The following is a 19,183-nucleotide window of genomic DNA, read 5'->3' on the forward strand; positions in this document are numbered from 1 at the left end:
TGTTTAAAAAAACCCGAGAGCCCACAGAGCGACGCAACCCGCGTCCCGCTAGGGCCGCCTACCCCAGCACATCAACTACGCGCTACGGCCGTCTCAGAGGCTTCACATCGACTACACGGCCCGCCCCAGTGGCGTCTCCGCGGGCAACGGCACCTCCCCCGGCAGCGCCACGAACTCGGCCGGGTCGAAGGGCACGCACAGCTTGGCGATGGATGCCACGCCCTCACCCTTGCGCTTGATGATCCGCCACCACAGCGGGGCCTTGCGGAACCCGGGCCGGGCGACCAGTACTGCCAGCGCCCCCCACTCCACCGCGAGGTCGTACAGCTCGTTCCACTCGCCCGGCGGCAGGTAGGGGATGCCCGACGGCGGGCGGCCCGTGTACTTCACCTGCACCAGCAGTCGCTGGGTGCGCCGGCCCCACAGGGCGCGCAGCTCGGGCGGCAGCGGCTTCGAGGCGTCATGGTCGTAGGGCCCGGCCGAGGCCGAGGACCGCCGCACCTGGTAGCCGTACTGGTCGCGCAGCACCCGGCCCTGGGTCCGCTCGAAGTCCAGCCCGACCTTGCCCGGGTGCTTCACGCCGCCACCTCCGCTCCAGCGAGCGCGGCACGGGCGCCGGCCACGTGCGTCTCCGCCAGGTTCACGGCGGCCCACACGTACTCCACGCCCACCGCGGTGGTCTCCGGGTCGTCGGCCAGGGCCAGCAGCGCGGCGATGCGCGCCACCCGTCCCGGGTGCTTGATCACCCACGCCTGGATGTCGGCGAGGTCGCCGGTGGCCGCGTGCAGCCTCGGCTCCCATGCGGCCCGGAACTCGGCGAACGCCTCAGCGGCCTCCGGCGTCAGCTCCAGCGTGGTCACGGTCTCGGCAGCGAGGGCGGTGTCGAGCAGCGCCCGCACCGTCCGGTCCCACTCGGCGGTCACCTCGTCCGGCACGTCCGGGGCATCCACGCTGCGGGTGCCCACGGCGGGCTCGGCGACAGCGAACAGGAACCGGGCCAGCAGGGGGCGCAGCGCCGGGTCGCGCCGCGCGGCGTCGAGGACATGGGGCTGACCGAGCATCACGGCCGCCAGGAACGGCTCGGCGACGTCCACGCTGGGCCGTCCGATGCGGTCGACTCGCAGCCGGGCGCCGTCGTAGCCCTTCGTCAGCGCGGTGAGCCCGGCGGTGTCGTCGGTATCGGCGAGGGCGTGCAGCAGGTAGCCGTCGCCGAGGTGGGCGCTGGCGCCGTAGCGGGCCAGCAGCGCGGGCAGCGCTGCGGGGGTGACGTCGTGGAACCACAGGCTCACCGCTCGCGGCTCGCCGATGGCGTCGATGCGCTGCTGGAGGGCGGCGGCCTCCCGGACGGCCTCGGCGCGCTCGGCGTCGGTGCCGTGGGTGGCGGCGGTCAGGACGGCGTCCCGGCGGCGGGTGGCGATCTCGCGGCCGGTGGCCGCCGCGACGCGGGCGGCCAGGGTCTCGCGCTCCAGCTCCCGATCCCGGGCCAGCAGCGGGGCGCTCAGGGCCCGCACGACGGCGCTCTTGCGGGTGCCGGGTCCGGCGAGCCCGAGCGCGTACAGCGCCAGCGGCTCGGTCCAGCCGGGGGCGGCCTGGACGCGCCAGCGCCCGCGGGTGGCCGCGGACAGCGTGCCCAGGGCGGCGAGCGCGGTCAGGTGGGTGGGGAGCTGGTGGGTGGCGGCCAGGGCGGCGGCGACGCGGCCGGCGGGTCCGGGCAGCGGGGCGGTCGGGTACAGCGGGGCGGCGGTGGGGGTCATGTCTCGGGTCCTCTCGGGTGACCTCTGGGTGCCGGCGACTTCAACGGTTTGGTTTTCATGATCAAAAAATCCAAAGACCGAAAGTCGGCGGTCCTCTGACCTGCGCCGCTCTAGAGAGCCTTTTTAGCCCTATGGTCGCGGCTCCTATATAAACAGGACTTTCAAGATCATTGATCTTGGTAGCTCTCAAAACCACGTACTCCCTCTGGAGACCCCGGGATCGGGGTGTAAAAAGTGCCGATAAGAAAAGCCGCTGGTCAGCCGGTTTCGCGCATCGCAGCGGTCACCAGGCGTGGATGTGCCTGGTAGCGCGGGGACGGCGGACGCCCGCGGCGGGGCGGCTCGGGCGGCAGTGGCCGGACGTAACCAAGATCGGCGAGATGCTCGACGATCTCCTCGACGTCCGATGTCCGAGTTACCCAGCTTCGCCCGTCTAGAGCCCGGTACGCCTCTTTCACGGTGAAGATGTCGCTAAGCTCAGAAGTGTCCCTAGATGTCCGATTCCCCGAGTCACTTCTGCCCTTACCGGCGGAACCCCCCTCTCGAAGAAACCGCCGAATAAACCCGAGCACCGCCTCCAGCCGCTCGGCGCGCTCCGCGTAGGTGCCGATCAGCACCTCCCGGGCGTGCTCCACCAGGTACGGGGCGAGGTCGAGCGCGGCCTGCATCTCCACGCCGGTGATCAGCGGGCGGTCGTCCCCGGGACGCTCCGCGAGCGCGAACAGCGCCGCCAGGCGCACCAGCGCTCCGGGCAGCTTGGACGCCCAGGACTGGATGTCCGCGAGGTCGCCCAGCTCCGGGTGCATCCGGCTCTCGTGGCCGCCCAGGTTGCGCCACGCCTCGAACGCGGTGGCCGCGGCGTGGTCCAGGCGGATGGTCCCCACCTCACCGCGGCCGGTGATCTCCAGGCCGGCGGCGAAGATCTTGCCGACCACGGCGGCCCACTCCGCCTCCACCTCCGGGTCCATCGGCGGGGCACCGCCGGCCCGGGTGCCCACGGTGGACGGGGGCAGCGCGAACAGGAACCGCGCGAGCAGCCCACGCTGGGTGAACGCGCGGACCTTCGCGGCCTCGTTGATCACATCCGGCTGCACGATCAGGCCGATGGTCAGGATGGGGCGCGGAATGATCACGGACGGCTTACTGGCCCGGTCCACGCGGGTGTACGAGCCGTTGTAGGCCTTGAGGATCAGGTCCACGTTGGGCACGTTGGCGCTGTACCGCCCGGCCACTGTGCCCAGCAGGCCGCCCTCGTCGACGATGGTGGCCAGGGGGCCGCCCTGGCGCTCCATGCGCGACGCCAGCGCCTCCGGGGTGACGTCGTCGGCCAGGACCTGGAACTCCAGGCTGTGCAGCTCCGCGGCCAGGTCCTCGGCCTCGTCCTCCGCCCTGGTGCGTTCTTCCTCGTCCAGCGCGCGGGCGGCCTCGTCCACTGCTGCGGCGTACCGCTTGGTCAGGATCTCCCGCCGGGACCGGCCCCCGTTCTCAGCCGCCATGTCTCGCTCCAGGGCGCGCAGCGGGGCCGTGGCCAGGCCGACCACGGCGGTCTTGCGGGTGCCGGAGTCCGAGAGTGCTGCCACGTACAGGCACGTCTGCTCCGTCCAGCCGCCCCCCACCTGCACCTGCCAGGCGCCGCGGGTGGACGCGGCCAGGGTGGCCAGCGCGGCGAAGGCGGCCAGGTCGGGCGGGGACTCGGTGGTGGCGGCCACGGCGCGCACCAGGCGGCGCATCACCCCGGGCAGGATCTCCACGGGCAGCGGCGGCAGTTGCCGGGTCAGCGGGCGCGGCTCTCCCCATCCCCCGCCGGGGCGCCAGCGCAGCCGCTCGTGCGCCCGGTCGATCTCGCGCTGGAGTTCGTCCAGGTCAACGCCCGGAGTGCTGGCCAGTCGGTACAGGGACACGGCGCGCTCGGCGATGCTGCGGCGCGTCGAGGCGTCGGAGACCTGGTGGACGTAGTAGCCGGCCTGCGCTGGTGTGGCACTGGTCTTCCACACCAGGTCGTGGATGTACATGTGCCCGCCGACCCGGCTCAGCAGCGACGCCGGCTCGCCGGCGCCCATCGGGACGACCTGCTGGGCCAGGTAGCCGACCACCGCGGCCTGGTCGGTGGGCCGCTCCGGGTGCAGCTCCATGAGCGCGGTGTGGATGATCTGGTGCGCCGGCCGGGCGTAGTCGCTGGCCTCCAGCGTGCCGAGGACGACGTTCAGCGCCTCGGGGTCGCGCATCGCCAGCCCGAGGCACTCCTGCTCCGCGCGCAACAGGCCGGGGCCGATGTCGGGCCCGTTCCACTCGGTGCCCGGCGTAGCCGCGGCGGGGTGCAGGTGCACGGTTCCCCCGCGGCCGTCGCCACCGCGCGGGTGTCCAGGCCTGCTGCTTCCGCCAACGCCACCCTCGTCGCCCGAGCGCGCCGCCCTCACCGCGCCGCCCCGACGGCCACCCGCGGCGCGCGGTCCGGCGCGACCGCCGCCACGCCGAAGTGTCCGTCGATGCGCCTGGTCGCTACCGAGATGGAGATCAGGTCGCTCACCTCCCCTGATGTCGCCCCGGGGGGCACGTGGATGCGCCACTGCTCGGCGGTGGTCAGCTGGCCGGACGTGGGCTGCTCGCGGCGGCGCCAGGCCGCCTTCTTGCGGAAGCGGGAGAACTTCTCCCCCGCGGCGCGGTCGATGCGGGCGGCGTGCTCCTCACCCAGCGCCATCGCGAGGGACAGGTCGGGCGCGCGGCCGAGCGGCTCGGGGTCGCCCTCGCGCGGCATCCGCCCGATCACCCAGGTGCCCGGCTTCACGCTCCACTCGCGCACGAACACCTGGCCGTCACCGGCCGGGATGAACCAGACCTGGCCCGCGGTCTGGAGCCACACGGCATTGGACGACGAGGCGAACAGGTTGACGTCGGTCGCGGCAACCTTCACCTTCGCCTTGTTGATGCGCTCGACCGCGCCGACGAGGTCCTCGCCGTCGAACAGTTCCTCCTGCTCGGCCTCGGGCTTCTTCTTGGCCTTCTCCTTGACCTCGCCGTCTGCCAGGTCAAGGAGATTGCATAGCCGATGGTCCGTGGTGCTCCCGACAATATCGAGAATGAGCGCACCCCGCTTCCCAGGGAATGTACGCAGTACACGGCCGACCATTTGCCGGTAAAGGACACCGGACTTTGTCGGCCGCGCCATGATGGCGACCTCGGCGCGCGGGATATCCGTGCCCTCGGTCAGCACGGTGCAGTTGGTGAGGATGTCCAGCTCGCCGGTGCGCAGGCCCTCGATGGCCTTGGCGCGCGCGTCCCGGTCCATCTCGCCCCAGACCGCCTGCGCCTTCACCCCGGCCGCGCACAGCGCCTCGGCCACGGACTTCGCGGTGGCCACGGTGGGGGTGAACACCAGCCCCGGCCGCCCGCCGCCGTGGCGCTGGTACGCCTCGACGATCTGCTCCTCGAACCCGGCCTCCGTGAGCGCCTCGCCCAGGTCGGAGGCCACGTAGTCGCCGCCCTTGGTGCGGACCTGAGAGAAGTCGATGTCCACCTGCACGCGCCGGCCGGTGGGGTTGACCAGGTACCCCTCGCAGATCATCTCCAGGACGGTGTTCTCGAAGGCGACCGTCTGCCAGGCCTTGCCGAGACCCTCCCCATCGCCGCGGGCCAGCGTGGCGGTCACGCCGAGGGCGCGCGTTGAGTCGTAGCAGCCGAAGTACTCCATCACGGTGACGTAGGTCTGACTGAGTGCGTGGTGGCATTCGTCGACGATCACCACGGTGAAGTGGTCGCGCGGGAACTTCTCACGCCGCCGAACGGAGGCCAGCGTGGGCACGGAGGCGACCACGACGTCATCGGCGAGGGACGCCCTGCGGTTTGCCATCTCGATTCCGACGCGCAGCCCGGCGGCTATTGTGCGGATCTTGTCGGCGCCCTGGTCAATCAATTCCTCGCGGTGTGCGAGAAAGAGCACCCGGCCGCCGAGCGCGCATATCTCGGCAATGAGGTGAGCAACAACAACAGTTTTGCCGCCTCCGGTGGGAATGACGATTGCCGGCCGAAGGAGGTCCTTCTTCCAATCCCGGTGGACCGCCTCGATGGCCTCCCGCTGGTACGGGCGCAGGGCCAGGTGGGCACTCACGGCGCGCTCCGCCGCACTTCGTCGCGTGGCTCGCGGCGCTGCCGGGCGGCGTCGAGCCCCTCCGGCTCCTGCGCCGGTAGCATGGTCGTCATCTCGGTGCCTCTCGTTGCCCCAGCAGCGCGAGCGGTCCAGCGGAGCCCCTGGTCTGCGGCCAGGGGCTTTCGCGTGTCGGTCCACCATCTGCCGACATCTCTTGCCTAACAACATCACCGGGGCCGTGTGCCACGGTGTGGCGCGAGAGGTGGAGAGGTGTGTGGGCGTGCGTCGGGGCTGGTCAGAAACGGTTTGGGTGGCCTTGAGGGGGAGTCCCGGCGCGAGCAGTGCCCGCGCCGGGACTCAGTAGTCGATCTCGGATTCGGCGCCGAGGAAGCGGCCGAAGCCCTCCCCGCGCAGCCAGTAGTGAGCCTCGCCCAGGTCGTCGGGGCCCGGGGCCGCGACCCCGGTCAGGTCGGTCTCGCCCTCGCCCGCGATGCCGAGGACCTCGACGTCGAGGCTGTCCCCGTCGCCGAGGTCGTACCGGGCCCGCGCACCCCGGGCGGGGCCGGGCCCGGCCAGGAACGGGCCGCTGGTGATCCACGGGGCCCCGGCGGTGGGGAGGGCGCGGGCGCTCATGACAGGCCGTACGCCTTGCCGAGCGCCCGGTTGACCAGCTCGCGGGCGTCGGTCAGCGCGAACGCCGCCATCCCGGCCCGGTCACGGTCAGTGTCGTCGGCGTCGGGGTCGCGCTGCGCGTCCCGCTCCTCCTGGATCATCGCGGTGAGGTCGTCGCACAGCTCCTCCAGGAGCCGGGCCGGGATCATCCGCTCGGAGAGCGGCCTCACGGCCTCCTCCGCGGCCCGCAGGACGGCCTGCGCGTCCTCGCCGTCGAACGGGTCGTCGAAGCCGGTACGGGCGGTGGGGCTGGTCACGACGCCTCCAGGAGGGCCAGGTCGCCGGTCCGGCCGGCGCGGTGGACTTCGGTGTCGAGCGCGACGACCTCGGCCAGGGCCTCGGGCGTCTGGTGGTAGAGCGCCGGGTCCCCCATCTCGGCGTCGCGGCGCAGGGCGGTCTCGTCGGCCAGCCAGTCGGGGTCGGCGTAGTAGGGCTTCCCGGCGACGTGGGGCGTTCTCGTCGCGACGCGGGACATCGCGTCCAGGGCGACCTCCCCGAGCACGGGCGCGGCGAGCGGGTTCACGACGCCATTCCCCGGCCGCTCACCACGGTGAGGATCGGACGGTCTGACCTGGTGAGGACCTCGAACCGCGGCGACGGCGGGCGTCCACGGCGACGCTCGGTCGGGCGCGGAATGGCGCGCAGGTGTCCGGCGGCCACGAGCTGGATCACCACCGGCTCCAGGTCGGCGATGCGGCGCACCCACGCCCGGCCGTCCAGTCCGCGGAACATCTCCGCGAGCGAGAGTTCCTGGCCGGGGGTGTAGCGCCGGTGGATCCACAGCAGGGTGGCCTGCTCCGGCGTCTCCGGCTCCGGCGGTTCGGCGACCTTGCCGGCCTTGGCCATGACCTGCCGGCTGAGATGGCGCGTCTCCGCAGGGGTGAGGCCGCCCAGCGAGCGGGCCAGCTCCAGCAGCTTCAGCTCCTCCGTCGCCTCGGCCGTGTCGAGCTCCGGCGCGGCGCCCGGCACCTCGTACCGGCCGGTCTGACGCAGGGTCGGGAGGACCTCGTGCGTGACCCAGCGCTTGAACGCCTTCGCCTCGGGCTTGCGGCTTCGGAGGATCAGAGAGTAAAGGCCCGGTTCGTTGAGCGTCACCATCTGCTGGAGCCCACCAGGGGTGTCCACACTGTGGACACCCCTCTCGTCATCGTCGAGGAGAGCGAGCGACGTCCGTGGGTTGCCGAGGTCGAGCACTCCGGCGACGTCGGTCGCGACCCACCACGGCTCATCGTCGACCACGAGGGTCCGGATCGCGGCACCCTCGAAGCTAAAGGTGGCGACAGCAGGGCTCGCGGTCATCACACGACACCGCCGTCGCCGCGGTGGAAGTCCCACTGGTGGCCGCACTCCTTCTCGGTGTGGCCAACGCCTCCGCAGATCATGCAGACGAGTACGTCGGCAAGGCGCTGCGCGACACGGGCAAAGATCGCCCTCATGCTGCTTCCTCTTCGGCGTGACTTGCGAGGGCGCTGATCTCGTCGAGCCGGTAGCGGCGGTGCCCCCCGTCGGTACGGGTAATGCGCAGCTTGCCGTTCTTGGCCATCCGGGCGAGGGTGCGTTCGGAGCGGCCCGTCATGGCGGAGGCGATACCGGCGGGCAGCAGGATCACGTCGGCTGTGGCAGCATCGGCCATGGAAATGCCTTCCTCTTCTTCACGGTAGCGGTGGGGTTTCCGTTCGCCCGGCCGGTGTTCCAGCACCGGCCGGGCTCTTGTCGTTCTGGGGTCTCGACGCTCCGGAACTACTTCGCGGCGGAGTAGCGCAGGCCGGAGACCAGGGACGTCATCCGGTCCACCCGCGTGGCCGGGTCCTCGATCTTCCGGGCGGTCTCGGCTGCCTCGGTCCACAGCGGCAGCGCGGTGTCGAAGGGGCGAGTCTGCGAGGCGACCAGTCCCAGCGTGCGGGCGCGGTCGTCCGTGTCATCGACGGAGCGGGCGGCCGTCAGGGCGGCCGCTTGGAGGCTCTCGTATAGCTCGGTGGACTGTGCGGCGGCGGTCTGGTCCATGGGCGGGTTCCTCTCGGCGGTGGTCGGGTTGTCCGGCAATTCGGTCTGCGATCAACGGTAGCTCATGCCCTAGGACATGTCTATGTCCTAGGGCATAGGAAACGCGACTCGGGTGAGCAGCGATCGCGGATACGCTCTAGGACATGTCGCCAACCGATCCCCCCACCTACCAGCGGATCGCGGCGATCCTGCGTGAGGAGATCGAGTCCGGGACTTACCAGCCCGGTGACCGACTGCAGCCGCAGCGAGCCCTGCAGGCCCGATTCGGCGTTGCCTCCGAGACGATGCGACGCGCCATGGACCAGCTCCAAGCGGAGGGGATCGTGGTCGCCCGCGGGCAGGCCGGGACGTACGTCCAGGAGCGGCCCTCGGTCCGGAGGGTCAGCACCGAGTTCCACCGTCGCGCCCGGCCGGCCTCCGGCGAGTCGACATCCCCCTTCGCCCGTTCCGTGGCTGCGACTAGTGGTCGCGCATCCTGGGACCACGTCTCCGTCCGGGAGACGGCGGACGAGGCCGTGGCTGCGCGGCTGGACATAGAGGTCGGTAGCGCCGTGATGGCGACGCGATACCTCTACCGGTACGACGGCACGCCGATCCAGACCGCGACGTCTTGGGAGCCACTGGCACTCACCGAAGGCACCTCGATTGAGCTTCCCGAGGAGGGTGCTGCCGTAGGCGTCGTGGCCCGGTTCGATCTGATTGACCTGCACATCGACTCCGTCGTCGAGGAACTGACCGCCAGGCCGCCGACAGCGGACGAGGTGCAGGCGCTGGAGCTTCCCCCGGGGGTTTCCGTCATGCAGCAGCAGCGGACCTACTACGTCGGGGACCAGGCAGTAGAGACGGCGAACATCGTGATGGCGGGGCATCGCACCGTGGTGGCATACCGCCTGGCTGTCACCTGAAGGCGCCCTGGCCGGCGCGATGCTCGTAGCTTCCGCCGCGGGCCCGCCGCGAACTGATCTACGGCGTAGGCGGAGGGGCTGCTTCACGAGCTCCGCCCTTCTGTATCGGTCGAGGTCCGACTGGGGTCTTCCTGCGCGGCGCCGCCCCGTGGTGGTCGGACCGTCCGCACCTGGGATGCCTGACCAGGAGTCCGAGTCCTTGCTTGCTCGAGTACGATGGACATCAACTTTCAGTTTCTTTCAGGAAGAGAGTGAAACCTACCGCAACCCATGTCAAGCACTGATCGATCGCTCCACATGATCTTGACTTCTCGGAAGGAGACGAACGATGCTGAAAGCTTCGGAACCTTTCGATGATGGAGGCGACGACATGCCCAAGATCACGGAGATCGTTCGCGAGTCTCGACGCGGTGGGTGCCCGGCAGTCCACGACGTCGAAGGGGACCTCACCCTGGCCACCGGCGAGACGATCTCGGAGGGCATGGTGCTCGTGCAGGGCTACCGGGTGGATGATGCCGACACGGTGGCGCAGATCCGCTTCGACGCGGGCGAGGACATCCTGGCGGTGCAGGAGTCGCTGATCCTCCGAGCGGCGGATGAGATCAGGGCCCGCCGATGAGCGATGAGTTCGACGCCGTCTTCGACCGGTTCACCTCGACTGCCTTCCGCCTGGAGACCCTGGATCGGTACGGGAGCGAGGAGGAGGACGCCGAGCTCGCGCTTTACCTCGCAGGCCAACCGCTGCCCGAGTACTCGCCCCGGACCGACCCGTGGCTGAAGCGGGTGGCCGCCACGACAGTGGCCGGGAAGCGGTGGCAGCGCGTCCACGTCGTCAGTCGGCCCCTGTCCGACTACCTGCGCCTGGAACTCCTCGGCTATGAGGGCAACGTCGCTGCTGGCGAGGATGTTCGGATCGCCGACCGGGAGGCCGATCCCGCGGTCGGTGGGCTGAGGCGGGACTTCTGGATCTTTGATGCTGAAACCCCGCGTCCTTTCGTGATGTTGCTGCGCTACGACGCGGAAGGTCGCCTGCTCTCGTTTGACACCACAGCTGATCACCAGGTGGTCGAACAGTGCCGCGGCGAGCGTGACCTCGCGCTGGCATGGTCTGTGCCTCTCGCCGAGTACGCCGCGCGGCAGGCGTGAGCTGGTAGCAGGGTGATGCAGCGATGATGGCCGGCCGGGCCCCCGCCAGAACCGGCACCACCCTGCGCCAGCACATCGGCGGCCGGCTTCGGACCTTGCGCGAGCTGGCCGGTCTTCGCAATGAGGATCTCGCCGGGGACCTGGGCGTCAGCCCTGCGACCGTGTCCCGCATCGAGTCCGGGGACCGCCTCATCAAGCGGCGTGAGATTGATATCTGGTTCCGTACCACCGCCGCCCCAGCCGCCGCCCGCGAGGAGCTGACAACGCTCCTGAACGCAGGGGCAAGCCAGATCACCACGTGGCAGTCGCGGGTGCAGCACGGGGTCGACCTGACCCAGGTGGAGACGGGCGAGCTGGAGGCCAGTGCCGCGACGATCACGGTCTATGACCATGCAGTCGTCCCCGGGCTCCTCCAGATCCGCGACTATGCGCGCCTGGTGTTCGAGATGGCCGGGGTCGATGCCGGGAGCATCGCTGGCAGCGTCGCGGTCCGGCTCCGGCGCCAGAGCATCCTGCTGGACCAGTCCAAGACGTTCGAGCTGCTCATGACCGAGGCAGCCCTGTGGTGGCGCCCGGGTTCGATCGATCTCCAGCTCGAGCAGCTGCGCCAGGTCCGCGCGGTGATGGCCCTGCCGAACGTGCAGGTCGGCATCTTGCCGCTCCGCGGCCAAGCCCGTGCCATCTACCCGGAGGGTTTCCAGATCTACGGCGATCGGGCGGATGACGCCGACACCGTCGTGCTCGTCGAGCTGATCACCGACGAGGTGACCATCAGCGAACCGAGCAGCGTCGTCCTCTACCAGCAGGAAGTCGGCCGACTGCGGGCCGGCGCTCTTTACCGTGACCAGGCCCGCGCCCTCCTCGACCGCATAACGACGGACCTGGACGCCGAGAGGACGGAGTGCGCCGATGGCGGAACTGGTTGACGTCGGCGGCTACCGGTTGGCGATCAGCGTGTCTGGCGCCGACTCACCCCCGGTGGTCTGCGTCTCCGGTCTCACCGGCGACGCAGGCGAGTGGTCAGGCGTGCGGGCAGCGCTGCGATCGCAGGCCATGTTCATCGCCTACGGACGGCCGGCTCTGGGCGGCAGCGATCCCCTCCCTGCAACGCTCGCAGCTGTTCCCCGGCCAGCGAGTTGGGCCGCGGAGCAGCTGCATGTGCTCCTGGCCCGCGCCGGAGTGCCTGCGCCTCGAGTGCTGGTTGGCCACTCGATCGGAGGCCTGATCGTCGAGGCGCACCTCGCACGACGGCCCGGCGACGTCGCGGGTGTGGTCTTGAACGACCCGACGGATCCCCGCGCCAATTTTGAGATCGGGAAGCCTGTCCCGATCTGCGCCGACGCCAACGACGGTGGGATTCGGTTCTGCTTCGGAAGCTGCCGGGACGAGCGAGACGAGTATCCAACCCCTCCGACCATGCCCGCGGTTGTCGTAAGCGCGGCGGTCGACTCCTGGCAGCGGACGGCGGACGCGGCAGTCATCGCCCCGTGCACCCTGGCGGAGGCGGATGAGCTGTGGCAGGGCTACCAGCGCGACTGGACGGCGCGCCCACGCGCACTGCATGTGAGCGCAGACCATGCTGGGCATTGTGTGCATGAGGACGCCCCAACGCTGGTCGCTTTTGTGATCGGCGGGGTCGTGCGTGCGGTCCGCGAGGGGCGGATGTTCGGCTCGACCAGCAGACCTTGGAACAGGTTGGCGGCCGCCTTGCGCCGCCCCGGTGAGGGGCGCCCAAGGCGATCAGCGAGGCCTACAGGGGCGCCGATCGGCAAGCTGCCGCGGTTTGCAATCACGGGGAGGACACCCGTGACTGCTGCTGTCGATTGCCGAACCGACTGAACTGCTCGCAAGGGTATTCGCAAGCTGTTGACGGCCGATAGCAAACTTCGTGTCGACGTGCAGCAAGATTTTCACGTCGAGCAGCCACATCAGAACAATCTAAAAACCACCTTACGCCTTCAACGCGCTAGGGTCACGCTTGTTTCCTTGAATACGAATCATGATGACTGTCCGTGAACGCGGGTCGCCGGCAGGTCCTGGAACGGTGCGAACCGTGATGCAAGAGAATATTGCAGCCAAACCATCAGGCTTGTCCGTGAGGTCGAGCACCACGAGAAAGTTCACCGCGGGCCCATTGGTTTGATAAGAAATGGCCTGAGGCAGGAACCTCTCAGTGTAGGCGTCCCAGGATGGATCCTTCCAGTCTCGCTTCAATTCCAGTGTAATCAGCTGGTCGTGGGGTCGCCACGCAAGGTCAACCCGACCCGCGCCTATATTGCTGACTTCGAGCTCTACTCTAAGACCCTGACCGCGAAGAAAGTCACGTAGATCTTTACCTAGCTCCCTCTCTAACGGCTTAGCATCTTCCTTCTTCAACTGTTGCAAATACTTGCGATCATCGCCACCAAATTTCTGGGTCTCGGATAGTCTTAGATCCAAAAATCGCAGCAAGTAGAGCGTCATCCGATCGATGTCGGCGGCGAACTGGCCGGTGTAGCCGTCCGGGCAATGCCTTCGAAGCTCGGCGAGGGTTCCACGGTAAACGGCGGCGACAGCAGGGATCTCGTCGACGGGAATCTCAGCCCGACGTGCCTCCCACATAACTCCCAGGCGCTCAGCAAGATCTGGCATCTTAGATAGATGGTCGGTCTCGTCGGCCGTAAGTGGCAGCCCGGCGAGCGTGACGACCGGGCGGTCAAATTTTGGGCGGGTATCTCGCTCCTTGACTGCCAAGACGTCACGTAACGCTATAGCTTGCTCGCGAACAAGCGGCGTCGTCGGATCGTCATCGTCTGATGCAGCGCCAAGTTCCTCAAGCCACCTGTCTAGAAGGGCGAGCCCACCCTCCCGAGACAGCAGGGTTTGTTCGATACGCGGGGCAAGGATAGCGTGTAGGCCCGTGGCGGCCTCCGAATTCGCAGTTCCTGTATTAAGGAATCCGTCGCTGGGAGCGAGGAGATCCAAGCTGCGATGAGTCGTATAGACGTCTACGAGATCTCCTATCACGGAGGCGGCGTGCAACCATGATCCGGGATGGTCGGCGGTTTGCGCACGCCTAAGGCTGTCCAGCAGACTTTGCCAAGCACTCAGGGTATTCAGGCGAGGGGTGCGCCAGCCGGGTGGAAGGCCGAGTAGATTTAGCCGGATTTCCAGAACGGCTTCTTGAAGTCGATGCACAGTGTCTTCGCTTACAGTGCCTCCTGCGCCGTAAACCAGAACTGCATCTATTGCGGCTCCGAATGCAGCGGCATCGGGACGTTCTTCGTCGCAGTAAGCGTCGCTTAGATTTTGCCGGCTTTGCAGTAACATGGCGCGGGCATGGTCGAAAGTGTCGGCGGTGAGGGCGCCGCGTAGGGCGAGCATGCCCAGCTCGAAAACAGCGTCGTCTGCAACGTCGTCGCGGCTCAACAAATCTTCTAGTAGGGCGGGGACTTCGGGAGCGGGAAAGTGTTCTGCGACAGCACCGGCGACTCGGACAGCACGGCAAGCGAAGTCATCATCCGCGCGAGTCAGTTCCTTGCGCATCCGGCGAAGCCGATCCAGCAGGCCATAAGGGCTGGCTGCTTCGGCAAGCACGAGGCGAGCACTGCCCTCCAGTGCTATTCCGCCGAGCAGATTTAATTTGCTGCGGCTGATGTCCAGCCACACGTCCACAAGGTCCTCACTCAGGACGCGGATCGCATCACTGTGCGACAGAAAGGATGCCACCACCTCCTCGAGAATCAAAGGATGTCTGGGTGCCTCCGCTGCGGCAAGAAGAAAATCCCGTCCGACTTCGCCCTCCAACACGGCTGTTTCATCGCATACCAGACGAATAAGGGTTGGCAGCTCGTTATGGTCCAGCAAGGCTGAGTGCGCCTCTGCCAGCATCGCCGCGCCGCCCAAGTCGGTCAGCGAGGGCAGAGGTCGCCCGGCACGGCGAGCATCCACAAGCGGCTGCAGGGGGTCGCCGGTACTGACGGGCACCAGCTACCTCCTCTCGGCTCCGCGTGGATCGTTGATGATAGGATCTACGCTTCGTCGTGGATGGCGCAAGTGCCCGTCGGTGTGATCGTCCAAGTCACCAGAGGCGCTCTCCTGCAGGGGCGAGACGCAGCTGCCCTTCAGGGATGATTGATGCGACGTCTTGGCCTCGGGCCGTGGCGATGACGACCTGGAGCTCCGGCGCCATCTGGGTGAGGGCTACCAGGTCCTGCACCATCCTCTGCAGGTCGCCGCTGTCGACTTCCTCAGCTCCTGGGGAGTCAATAATAAGCAGCCCGGGGTGTCGACCCACGCCGCTGTCGATCCCGTGCCGCAGAAGCGCGGTCGTAGTAACGATCTTGAGCCGGAGTTGCTCACCCTCGGTCAAGCTTCCGTAGGTGTGCTGCTGACCACCTTTCCAGACCTTTAGGGTGGCTCCAGTACCAAGCTTGACTTGCTGGAGCATCTCTAGACCGAGAGAGCGGCCCATGGCCACGATGTCTTTCTCGACGGCCTGTAGCACATCCTGCAGCGCCGCCGTGCGGCGAGAGTGCGCAGCTTTTTCTGCTGCCTTAAGTATTGCGGCAGCCTGCTCAAGAGGGGCGATGTCAACACTGGCATCCAGATCCGCAAAAAGACCCCTACGTTCAGCGACCGCACCTTCGAGGCGTGCCACGGAAATCTCCAACTCTCGACGGCGGACACCTTCGGCACTATTCAATACATGTGCGTGTGCCGTCTCAGCTTCAGCGAGAGAATCCGCAGCCGTTACCGCCTGCTGCTGAGCTGCGGCGAGTACTGCTGCGGCTTCCTCTGCGGCCCGCTGGACAATCGCTAGCTCTTTTCGTATAGTCTCGCGGCCTTCGGTTTCTTCTTCGCCATCCTCGACCTCAATGCTGCCCGCCAGATCAGTCAGTTCCGAGGTGCATAGCGAGCAATTACCCTCCCGCTCTCGAGCCCAGCGATCCTGAGTGACCTTTGCATCGCACCGTGGACACACTGTTGGCATCAAGGTATGAAAGAAGGCTTTGGCCAGCGCCGCCTCCTGTGCCGCATGGACTTCCGAAGCCAGGCTCTGCCGCTGTTCCTCCAGCTCGTCGTACGCGGACCGAGCAGCCCTGAGCTCCTGTTGGGCGTTGCCAGCATTGGCCACGGCCACGGCCAGCGTGCGATAGGCGCCGGTTAGGTCTCCAGCGACATGCGCTTGTTCGGGCAGCTCTTTCAAGCGCGCACGTTCCGCATCCAGTCGATCTGTCAGCTCACTCAGAAGCGTCTGACGCGCTAGGGCATCGGCAGCGGCTCGCTGCCGGGCAGCGGATAGTCGGGCAGCTACAACCTTCTGAGCAACGGAAGCAGCGACCATCGTCGACGCCCACGGCGCTCCGAGGAAGATCTCTAGCAACCGTGTAGGTAGCGCGTTCCTTGAGTCATTTCCAAGCAGGTGCCCCAGTCCAGATCTATTGATATGCAACCCACTGGAATAGGATGGCCAGGACAATTCTCCGACGATTGGTAGTGCTCCGCTACTTCCTGGCGCCTTCTGCTGTGTCCGCAGTGGTTCTAGTCCAAGCCGTTCCAGCATGAAGGAATCCATCGATTCCTCGAAGGATTTCAGCCCCGCAAAATCCACCAAAACCGCGCCGGTCTTGATGGAGACGACGGTGCCCACTGGGATTCCAGTGCGTATGCTCATCTCCACTCGTAGCGGCTCGTCGTCCAAGAGAAAATCAGTCCGCGCTTGCTGTAGCCAGCTCTGTACGTCACGTTGTAGGCCGCTACGCCCCCGCAAGCACCAAAGGATTACCTCCAGAACGCTTGACTTTCCGGCCTCATTTTTTCCAGACGATGCCAGGCACCAGACTCCCGATCCGAGCTTCCAATGGAACCGGAATGATTCGCCTGTCGCCTGCTCGTCCTCGTCTGGCGCGGGTCGCACTCCTCTGAACTCCACCTCCATCACCCGGAGGCGATGTGGGCGAGGCAACGCCGTGTGTGCTCGCACTCCGTGCTCAGCTAGCACAATACGGGTCGCCTCCACCGGCCGACCCGATACGGCGGCTACCTCCTGTAGCCATTCCTCGACTGGGCCAGCTGTGTTGGCGGACTTGTTACCGGTGGCAGTCACCCAAGGCCCTCTCGTTCAAGCGCGGCCTGCAGACGCTTTCGTACCCGCTCTGCGATGCCCCCGATCAGGTAGCCCTCAGGGGTATTGGCGTACTCATCGTGGCCGTACTGCAGTGCTTTCAGCTCTGCTCCGGACATCCCCTGCGCTGCGATGGCGACGTAGTTTGCCTGTTGGTCGTACCAGGCCAGAATCGGTTCCGTGTCCCGAAGACGCTGCGCCTCGGTGGCGCCCGCTCTAAGGAGGTAGTAGTCTCGGCGCCGGACGAACTCATCGGAGGTGCGGCCGGCTCGCTGGATAACGATCAGCTCTAGGTGGCGCAGCACGCTCAGAGCGTTCCTCAAGGTCTCAAATGCCCCGTGCGGACCACGCAGCATGCGGTAGGTGTGCAGCTCCGGCTCACGCTCCTCAAGTACCGCCTGCGCGTCCAGCAAACGCTCAGGGGGTAAACGCCCCTCTTCCCACCCGGAGATGATCACATTTGCCAGGTAGTCCGGATTACGGATCAAAAAGTCGAGCTTCTGCAATTTGCGTTCTGCCTGGATCAGCCGCACTGCGTCCAAAGGCACGCCCTCTGCGGCCTCGCACTCCTCTCCGAGGCGATCCAGGATGAATAGCATGCGCACCGCGGTCTGCCCAGAGGTTGGTGAAGGACTGATCGCAAGCACCCCCCATCACTACATGCGGTCTCCCCATGGCACGACTCGGCGGTCGACTCGCCGCCGGCATGCACGAATTGTGATGATACAGCGACAACTGGCACTCCTGAATCTTGTTGGTGGCCTGCCAAGGAGATCGCCCGGCGGTTGGGGATCGCACGGAACACGGTGCGCCGCGCGTTGGCGTCGGAGGCGCACGCCGAGGTAGATCCGGGCGCCGAAGGGGTCGGTAGTGTTGATCCGTTCGAGGCGCAGTTCGGGCGTTGCTGACCGAGTGGCCCCGGATGCCGGCTCCGTGATCGCGGCGCGGATCGGCTGGCCGTACTCGCTGTCGCCACTCAAGCGGCGTCTGACGCTGATCCGGCCGGACCCGCACGGGGTCCGTTTTCGGAGACCATTGACACGGGGTGCGTTGACCGCTGCGCCCACCGGATACCTGCCGTGGATGGCACTTTCAATGGCCTACCATCTCTCCGCCTTCGAGCAGCGGTGCGCCAGCAGTGTTGGGAGATCATGGTGGTGTGACCCCTGATGTACAGGCCACTGGCGTGTCCCGGCAACGCCGCGTGACCACGCGTCCCTACGTCCTACTGAGCTGCGCGATGTCGTTGGACGGGCGGATCGACGATGCCTCGACCGCACGGCTGCTCCTCTCGAACGACGCCGACTTCGACCGGGTGGACGAGGTGCGTGCCGAATGCGACGCGATCCTCGTCGGGGCCGAGACGATTCGGCGGGACAATCCACGCCTGTTGGTGCGCTCCCAGGCGCGCCGGGACGCCCGGGTCACCGCGGGCCTCTCGCCGAGCCCGGCGAAGGTGACCCTGACGCGCAGCGGCCGGCTCGATCCGGAGGCGGGCTTCTTCACCGCGACCGCGGGCGACACCGTGCGGCTGGTGTACTGCCCGACCTCTGCGGTGGCGGCGGCAAAGGTCGTGGGCGACGCGGCCACCGTGATCGACGCCGGCCCCGACCTCACGCTGCCCGCCGTGCTGGCCGACCTGGCCCGGCGCGGCGTCGGTCGGCTGATGGTCGAGGGCGGCACCAGCATGCACACCCAGTTCCTGATCGCCGGCCTGGTTGACGAGCTGCACCTGGTGGTGGCGCCGTTCTTCGTCGGCGACGCCGATGCACCTCGGTTCGTCGGTGAGGGGCAGTTCCCGTGGAACGCTGACCACCGCATGACTCTGGCCGAGGCAAGGCCGATCGGGGACGTCGTGCTCCTGCGGTACCTCACGGAAGGACGATCGGCAGCGTGAACACGTCCGGGGCGGGATCGCCCCTCCCGCGCCCGGTGACCTACCTCGCCCGCAACCGGCTGTCCCGCGGTGAGCGCCAGCGCACCGGAGGCACCTTCTCCGCCGACATGGCCGCGCTCGGACTGGAGCCTCGGGTCGAGGTGGAGGTCGGCCCGGACGAGGCCGACGCGACGCTGGCGCTGGACCTGGGTCTCGACGAGGGGACCCAGGTCCTGGTTCGTCGTCGTCGTCGAATGTACGGGGGGGGCTTCCCGATGCGACTCGCCACGTCGTTTCCCTGCCGACCTTGTCCGCGGCACCGCCATCGAGCAGCCTGACACCGGCCACGGCGGCGTATACGCCCGCCCGGAGGAGGTGAAGCCACTACCTCGTCAGCCCGTTCGTCGAGCGCGTCAGCACCCGCGCGTCGACGGCCGATGAGGCAGCGTGGTTCGGCCTGGCGGCCGGCGTCTCCCTGTTGGTCGTGACCAGGGTCGCCCGGACCGCGGACGGGGCCGTCGAGGTCAACCAGATCCTGCTGCGCGGGGACTGTCACGAACTCGTCTACGAGGTCGACGCAACGTGACGATGCGTCCGACTCGCGCAGCACCCGGTCCACCCGAAGGCGGCCGTGGA

The 19,183-nt window shown here is 67.7% G+C and carries 21 protein-coding genes and 2 pseudogenes; 9 read left to right on the forward strand and 14 right to left on the reverse strand.

Translation table 11 applies throughout. The features are described 5' to 3' along the window. Positions 1-111: 111 nt before the first annotated feature. The 11 genes from AB1460_RS25480 to AB1460_RS25530 all read right to left on the reverse strand — a co-directional run bounded on the left by AB1460_RS25480 (position 112) and on the right by AB1460_RS25530 (position 8,514). Positions 112-579, reverse strand: coding sequence for a hypothetical protein (locus tag AB1460_RS25480; protein ID WP_368964636.1), 468 nt, complete (start codon positions 577-579; stop codon positions 112-114). Continuing rightward, positions 576-1,754: a DUF3987 domain-containing protein gene (locus AB1460_RS25485; RefSeq protein ID WP_368964637.1), complete on the reverse strand. Its 1,179-nt coding sequence runs from the start codon at positions 1,752-1,754 to the stop codon at positions 576-578. Before AB1460_RS25485 ends, AB1460_RS25480 begins: the two co-directional genes overlap by 4 nt. Positions 1,755-2,011: 257 nt before the next feature. Beyond that, positions 2,012-4,081 (reverse strand): DUF3987 domain-containing protein, encoded by a 2,070-nt coding sequence (locus tag AB1460_RS25490; protein WP_368964638.1) that lies wholly within the window; start codon positions 4,079-4,081, stop codon positions 2,012-2,014. Positions 4,082-4,167: 86 nt separating this feature from the next. Then, positions 4,168-5,859 (reverse strand): DEAD/DEAH box helicase, encoded by a 1,692-nt coding sequence (locus tag AB1460_RS25495; protein WP_368964639.1) that lies wholly within the window; start codon positions 5,857-5,859, stop codon positions 4,168-4,170. 336 nt (positions 5,860-6,195) lie between these two features. Continuing rightward, the gene (locus AB1460_RS25500; RefSeq protein WP_368964640.1) at positions 6,196-6,471 is read right to left on the reverse strand and encodes a hypothetical protein; all 276 of its coding nucleotides are present in this window, start codon (positions 6,469-6,471) and stop codon (positions 6,196-6,198) included. After that, complete coding sequence (locus AB1460_RS25505; RefSeq protein ID WP_368964641.1) at positions 6,468-6,767, reverse strand: hypothetical protein; 300 nt, start codon at positions 6,765-6,767, stop codon at positions 6,468-6,470. The genes AB1460_RS25500 and AB1460_RS25505 overlap by 4 nt, the downstream gene beginning before the upstream one ends. Next, the gene (locus AB1460_RS25510; RefSeq protein WP_368964642.1) at positions 6,764-7,033 is read right to left on the reverse strand and encodes a hypothetical protein; all 270 of its coding nucleotides are present in this window, start codon (positions 7,031-7,033) and stop codon (positions 6,764-6,766) included. The genes AB1460_RS25505 and AB1460_RS25510 overlap by 4 nt, the downstream gene beginning before the upstream one ends. Further along, entirely contained in the window at positions 7,030-7,809 is a 780-nt protein-coding gene (locus AB1460_RS25515) for a Bro-N domain-containing protein (RefSeq protein ID WP_368964643.1), read from the reverse strand. Before AB1460_RS25515 ends, AB1460_RS25510 begins: the two co-directional genes overlap by 4 nt. Next, the gene (locus tag AB1460_RS25520; RefSeq protein ID WP_368964644.1) at positions 7,809-7,946 is read right to left on the reverse strand and encodes a hypothetical protein; all 138 of its coding nucleotides are present in this window, start codon (positions 7,944-7,946) and stop codon (positions 7,809-7,811) included. The genes AB1460_RS25515 and AB1460_RS25520 overlap by 1 nt, the downstream gene beginning before the upstream one ends. Continuing rightward, complete coding sequence (locus AB1460_RS25525; RefSeq protein WP_368964645.1) at positions 7,943-8,209, reverse strand: helix-turn-helix domain-containing protein; 267 nt, start codon at positions 8,207-8,209, stop codon at positions 7,943-7,945. Before AB1460_RS25525 ends, AB1460_RS25520 begins: the two co-directional genes overlap by 4 nt. 41 nt (positions 8,210-8,250) lie before the next feature. Further along, positions 8,251-8,514, reverse strand: a complete 264-nt coding sequence (locus AB1460_RS25530; RefSeq protein ID WP_368964646.1) for a hypothetical protein — start codon at positions 8,512-8,514, stop codon at positions 8,251-8,253. A 143-nt stretch (positions 8,515-8,657) separates the two neighbouring features. Here AB1460_RS25530 and AB1460_RS25535 point away from each other — a divergent pair, with 143 nt between their 5' ends. The 5 genes from AB1460_RS25535 to AB1460_RS25555 all read left to right on the forward strand — a co-directional run bounded on the left by AB1460_RS25535 (position 8,658) and on the right by AB1460_RS25555 (position 12,404). Next, positions 8,658-9,419, forward strand: coding sequence for a GntR family transcriptional regulator (locus AB1460_RS25535; protein WP_368964647.1), 762 nt, complete (start codon positions 8,658-8,660; stop codon positions 9,417-9,419). 370 nt (positions 9,420-9,789) lie between these two features. After that, on the forward strand, positions 9,790-10,038 hold the full coding sequence (locus AB1460_RS25540; RefSeq protein ID WP_368964648.1) for a hypothetical protein: 249 nt from the start codon (positions 9,790-9,792) through the stop codon (positions 10,036-10,038). Beyond that, a complete protein-coding gene (locus tag AB1460_RS25545; RefSeq protein WP_368964649.1) occupies positions 10,035-10,565 on the forward strand; it encodes a DUF6879 family protein in 531 nt (176 codons plus the stop codon). Before AB1460_RS25540 ends, AB1460_RS25545 begins: the two co-directional genes overlap by 4 nt. Positions 10,566-10,588: 23 nt before the next feature. After that, on the forward strand, positions 10,589-11,491 hold the full coding sequence (locus AB1460_RS25550; protein WP_368964650.1) for a helix-turn-helix domain-containing protein: 903 nt from the start codon (positions 10,589-10,591) through the stop codon (positions 11,489-11,491). Then, positions 11,475-12,404: an alpha/beta fold hydrolase gene (locus AB1460_RS25555; RefSeq protein ID WP_368964651.1), complete on the forward strand. Its 930-nt coding sequence runs from the start codon at positions 11,475-11,477 to the stop codon at positions 12,402-12,404. Before AB1460_RS25550 ends, AB1460_RS25555 begins: the two co-directional genes overlap by 17 nt. Before the next feature lie 111 nt (positions 12,405-12,515). Here the strand turns inward: AB1460_RS25555 and AB1460_RS25560 are convergent, their stop codons facing one another. The 3 genes from AB1460_RS25560 to AB1460_RS25570 all read right to left on the reverse strand — a co-directional run bounded on the left by AB1460_RS25560 (position 12,516) and on the right by AB1460_RS25570 (position 17,318). Then, positions 12,516-14,531: a hypothetical protein gene (locus AB1460_RS25560; protein ID WP_368964652.1), complete on the reverse strand. Its 2,016-nt coding sequence runs from the start codon at positions 14,529-14,531 to the stop codon at positions 12,516-12,518. A gap of 94 nt (positions 14,532-14,625) precedes the next feature. Further along, positions 14,626-16,197 carry a hypothetical protein gene (locus tag AB1460_RS25565; protein ID WP_368964653.1) on the reverse strand — a complete coding sequence of 524 codons (1,572 nt, stop codon included), beginning with the start codon at positions 16,195-16,197 and terminating at the stop codon, positions 14,626-14,628. A 452-nt stretch (positions 16,198-16,649) separates the two neighbouring features. Next, entirely contained in the window at positions 16,650-17,318 is a 669-nt protein-coding gene (locus tag AB1460_RS25570) for a hypothetical protein (RefSeq protein WP_368964654.1), read from the reverse strand. Positions 17,319-17,444: 126 nt separating this feature from the next. Between AB1460_RS25570 and AB1460_RS25575 the strand changes: the two are divergent. The 4 genes and pseudogenes from AB1460_RS25575 to AB1460_RS25590 all read left to right on the forward strand — a co-directional run. After that, positions 17,445-17,691, forward strand: a pseudogene (locus tag AB1460_RS25575) (IS21 family transposase); the annotation flags it as partial. Positions 17,692-17,875: 184 nt separating this feature from the next. Continuing rightward, positions 17,876-18,568, forward strand: coding sequence for a RibD family protein (locus tag AB1460_RS25580; protein WP_368964655.1), 693 nt, complete (start codon positions 17,876-17,878; stop codon positions 18,566-18,568). Then, positions 18,565-18,885: a hypothetical protein gene (locus AB1460_RS25585; protein ID WP_368964656.1), complete on the forward strand. Its 321-nt coding sequence runs from the start codon at positions 18,565-18,567 to the stop codon at positions 18,883-18,885. The genes AB1460_RS25580 and AB1460_RS25585 overlap by 4 nt, the downstream gene beginning before the upstream one ends. Positions 18,886-18,953: 68 nt before the next feature. Beyond that, positions 18,954-19,133: pseudogene (locus AB1460_RS25590) on the forward strand (UTRA domain-containing protein); the annotation flags it as partial. Between the last annotated feature and the right edge of the window lie 50 nt (positions 19,134-19,183).

The organism is Parafrankia sp. FMc2, assembly GCF_041008525.1.
In the GTDB taxonomy this organism is placed as follows: Bacteria; Actinomycetota; Actinomycetes; order Frankiales; family Frankiaceae; genus Parafrankia.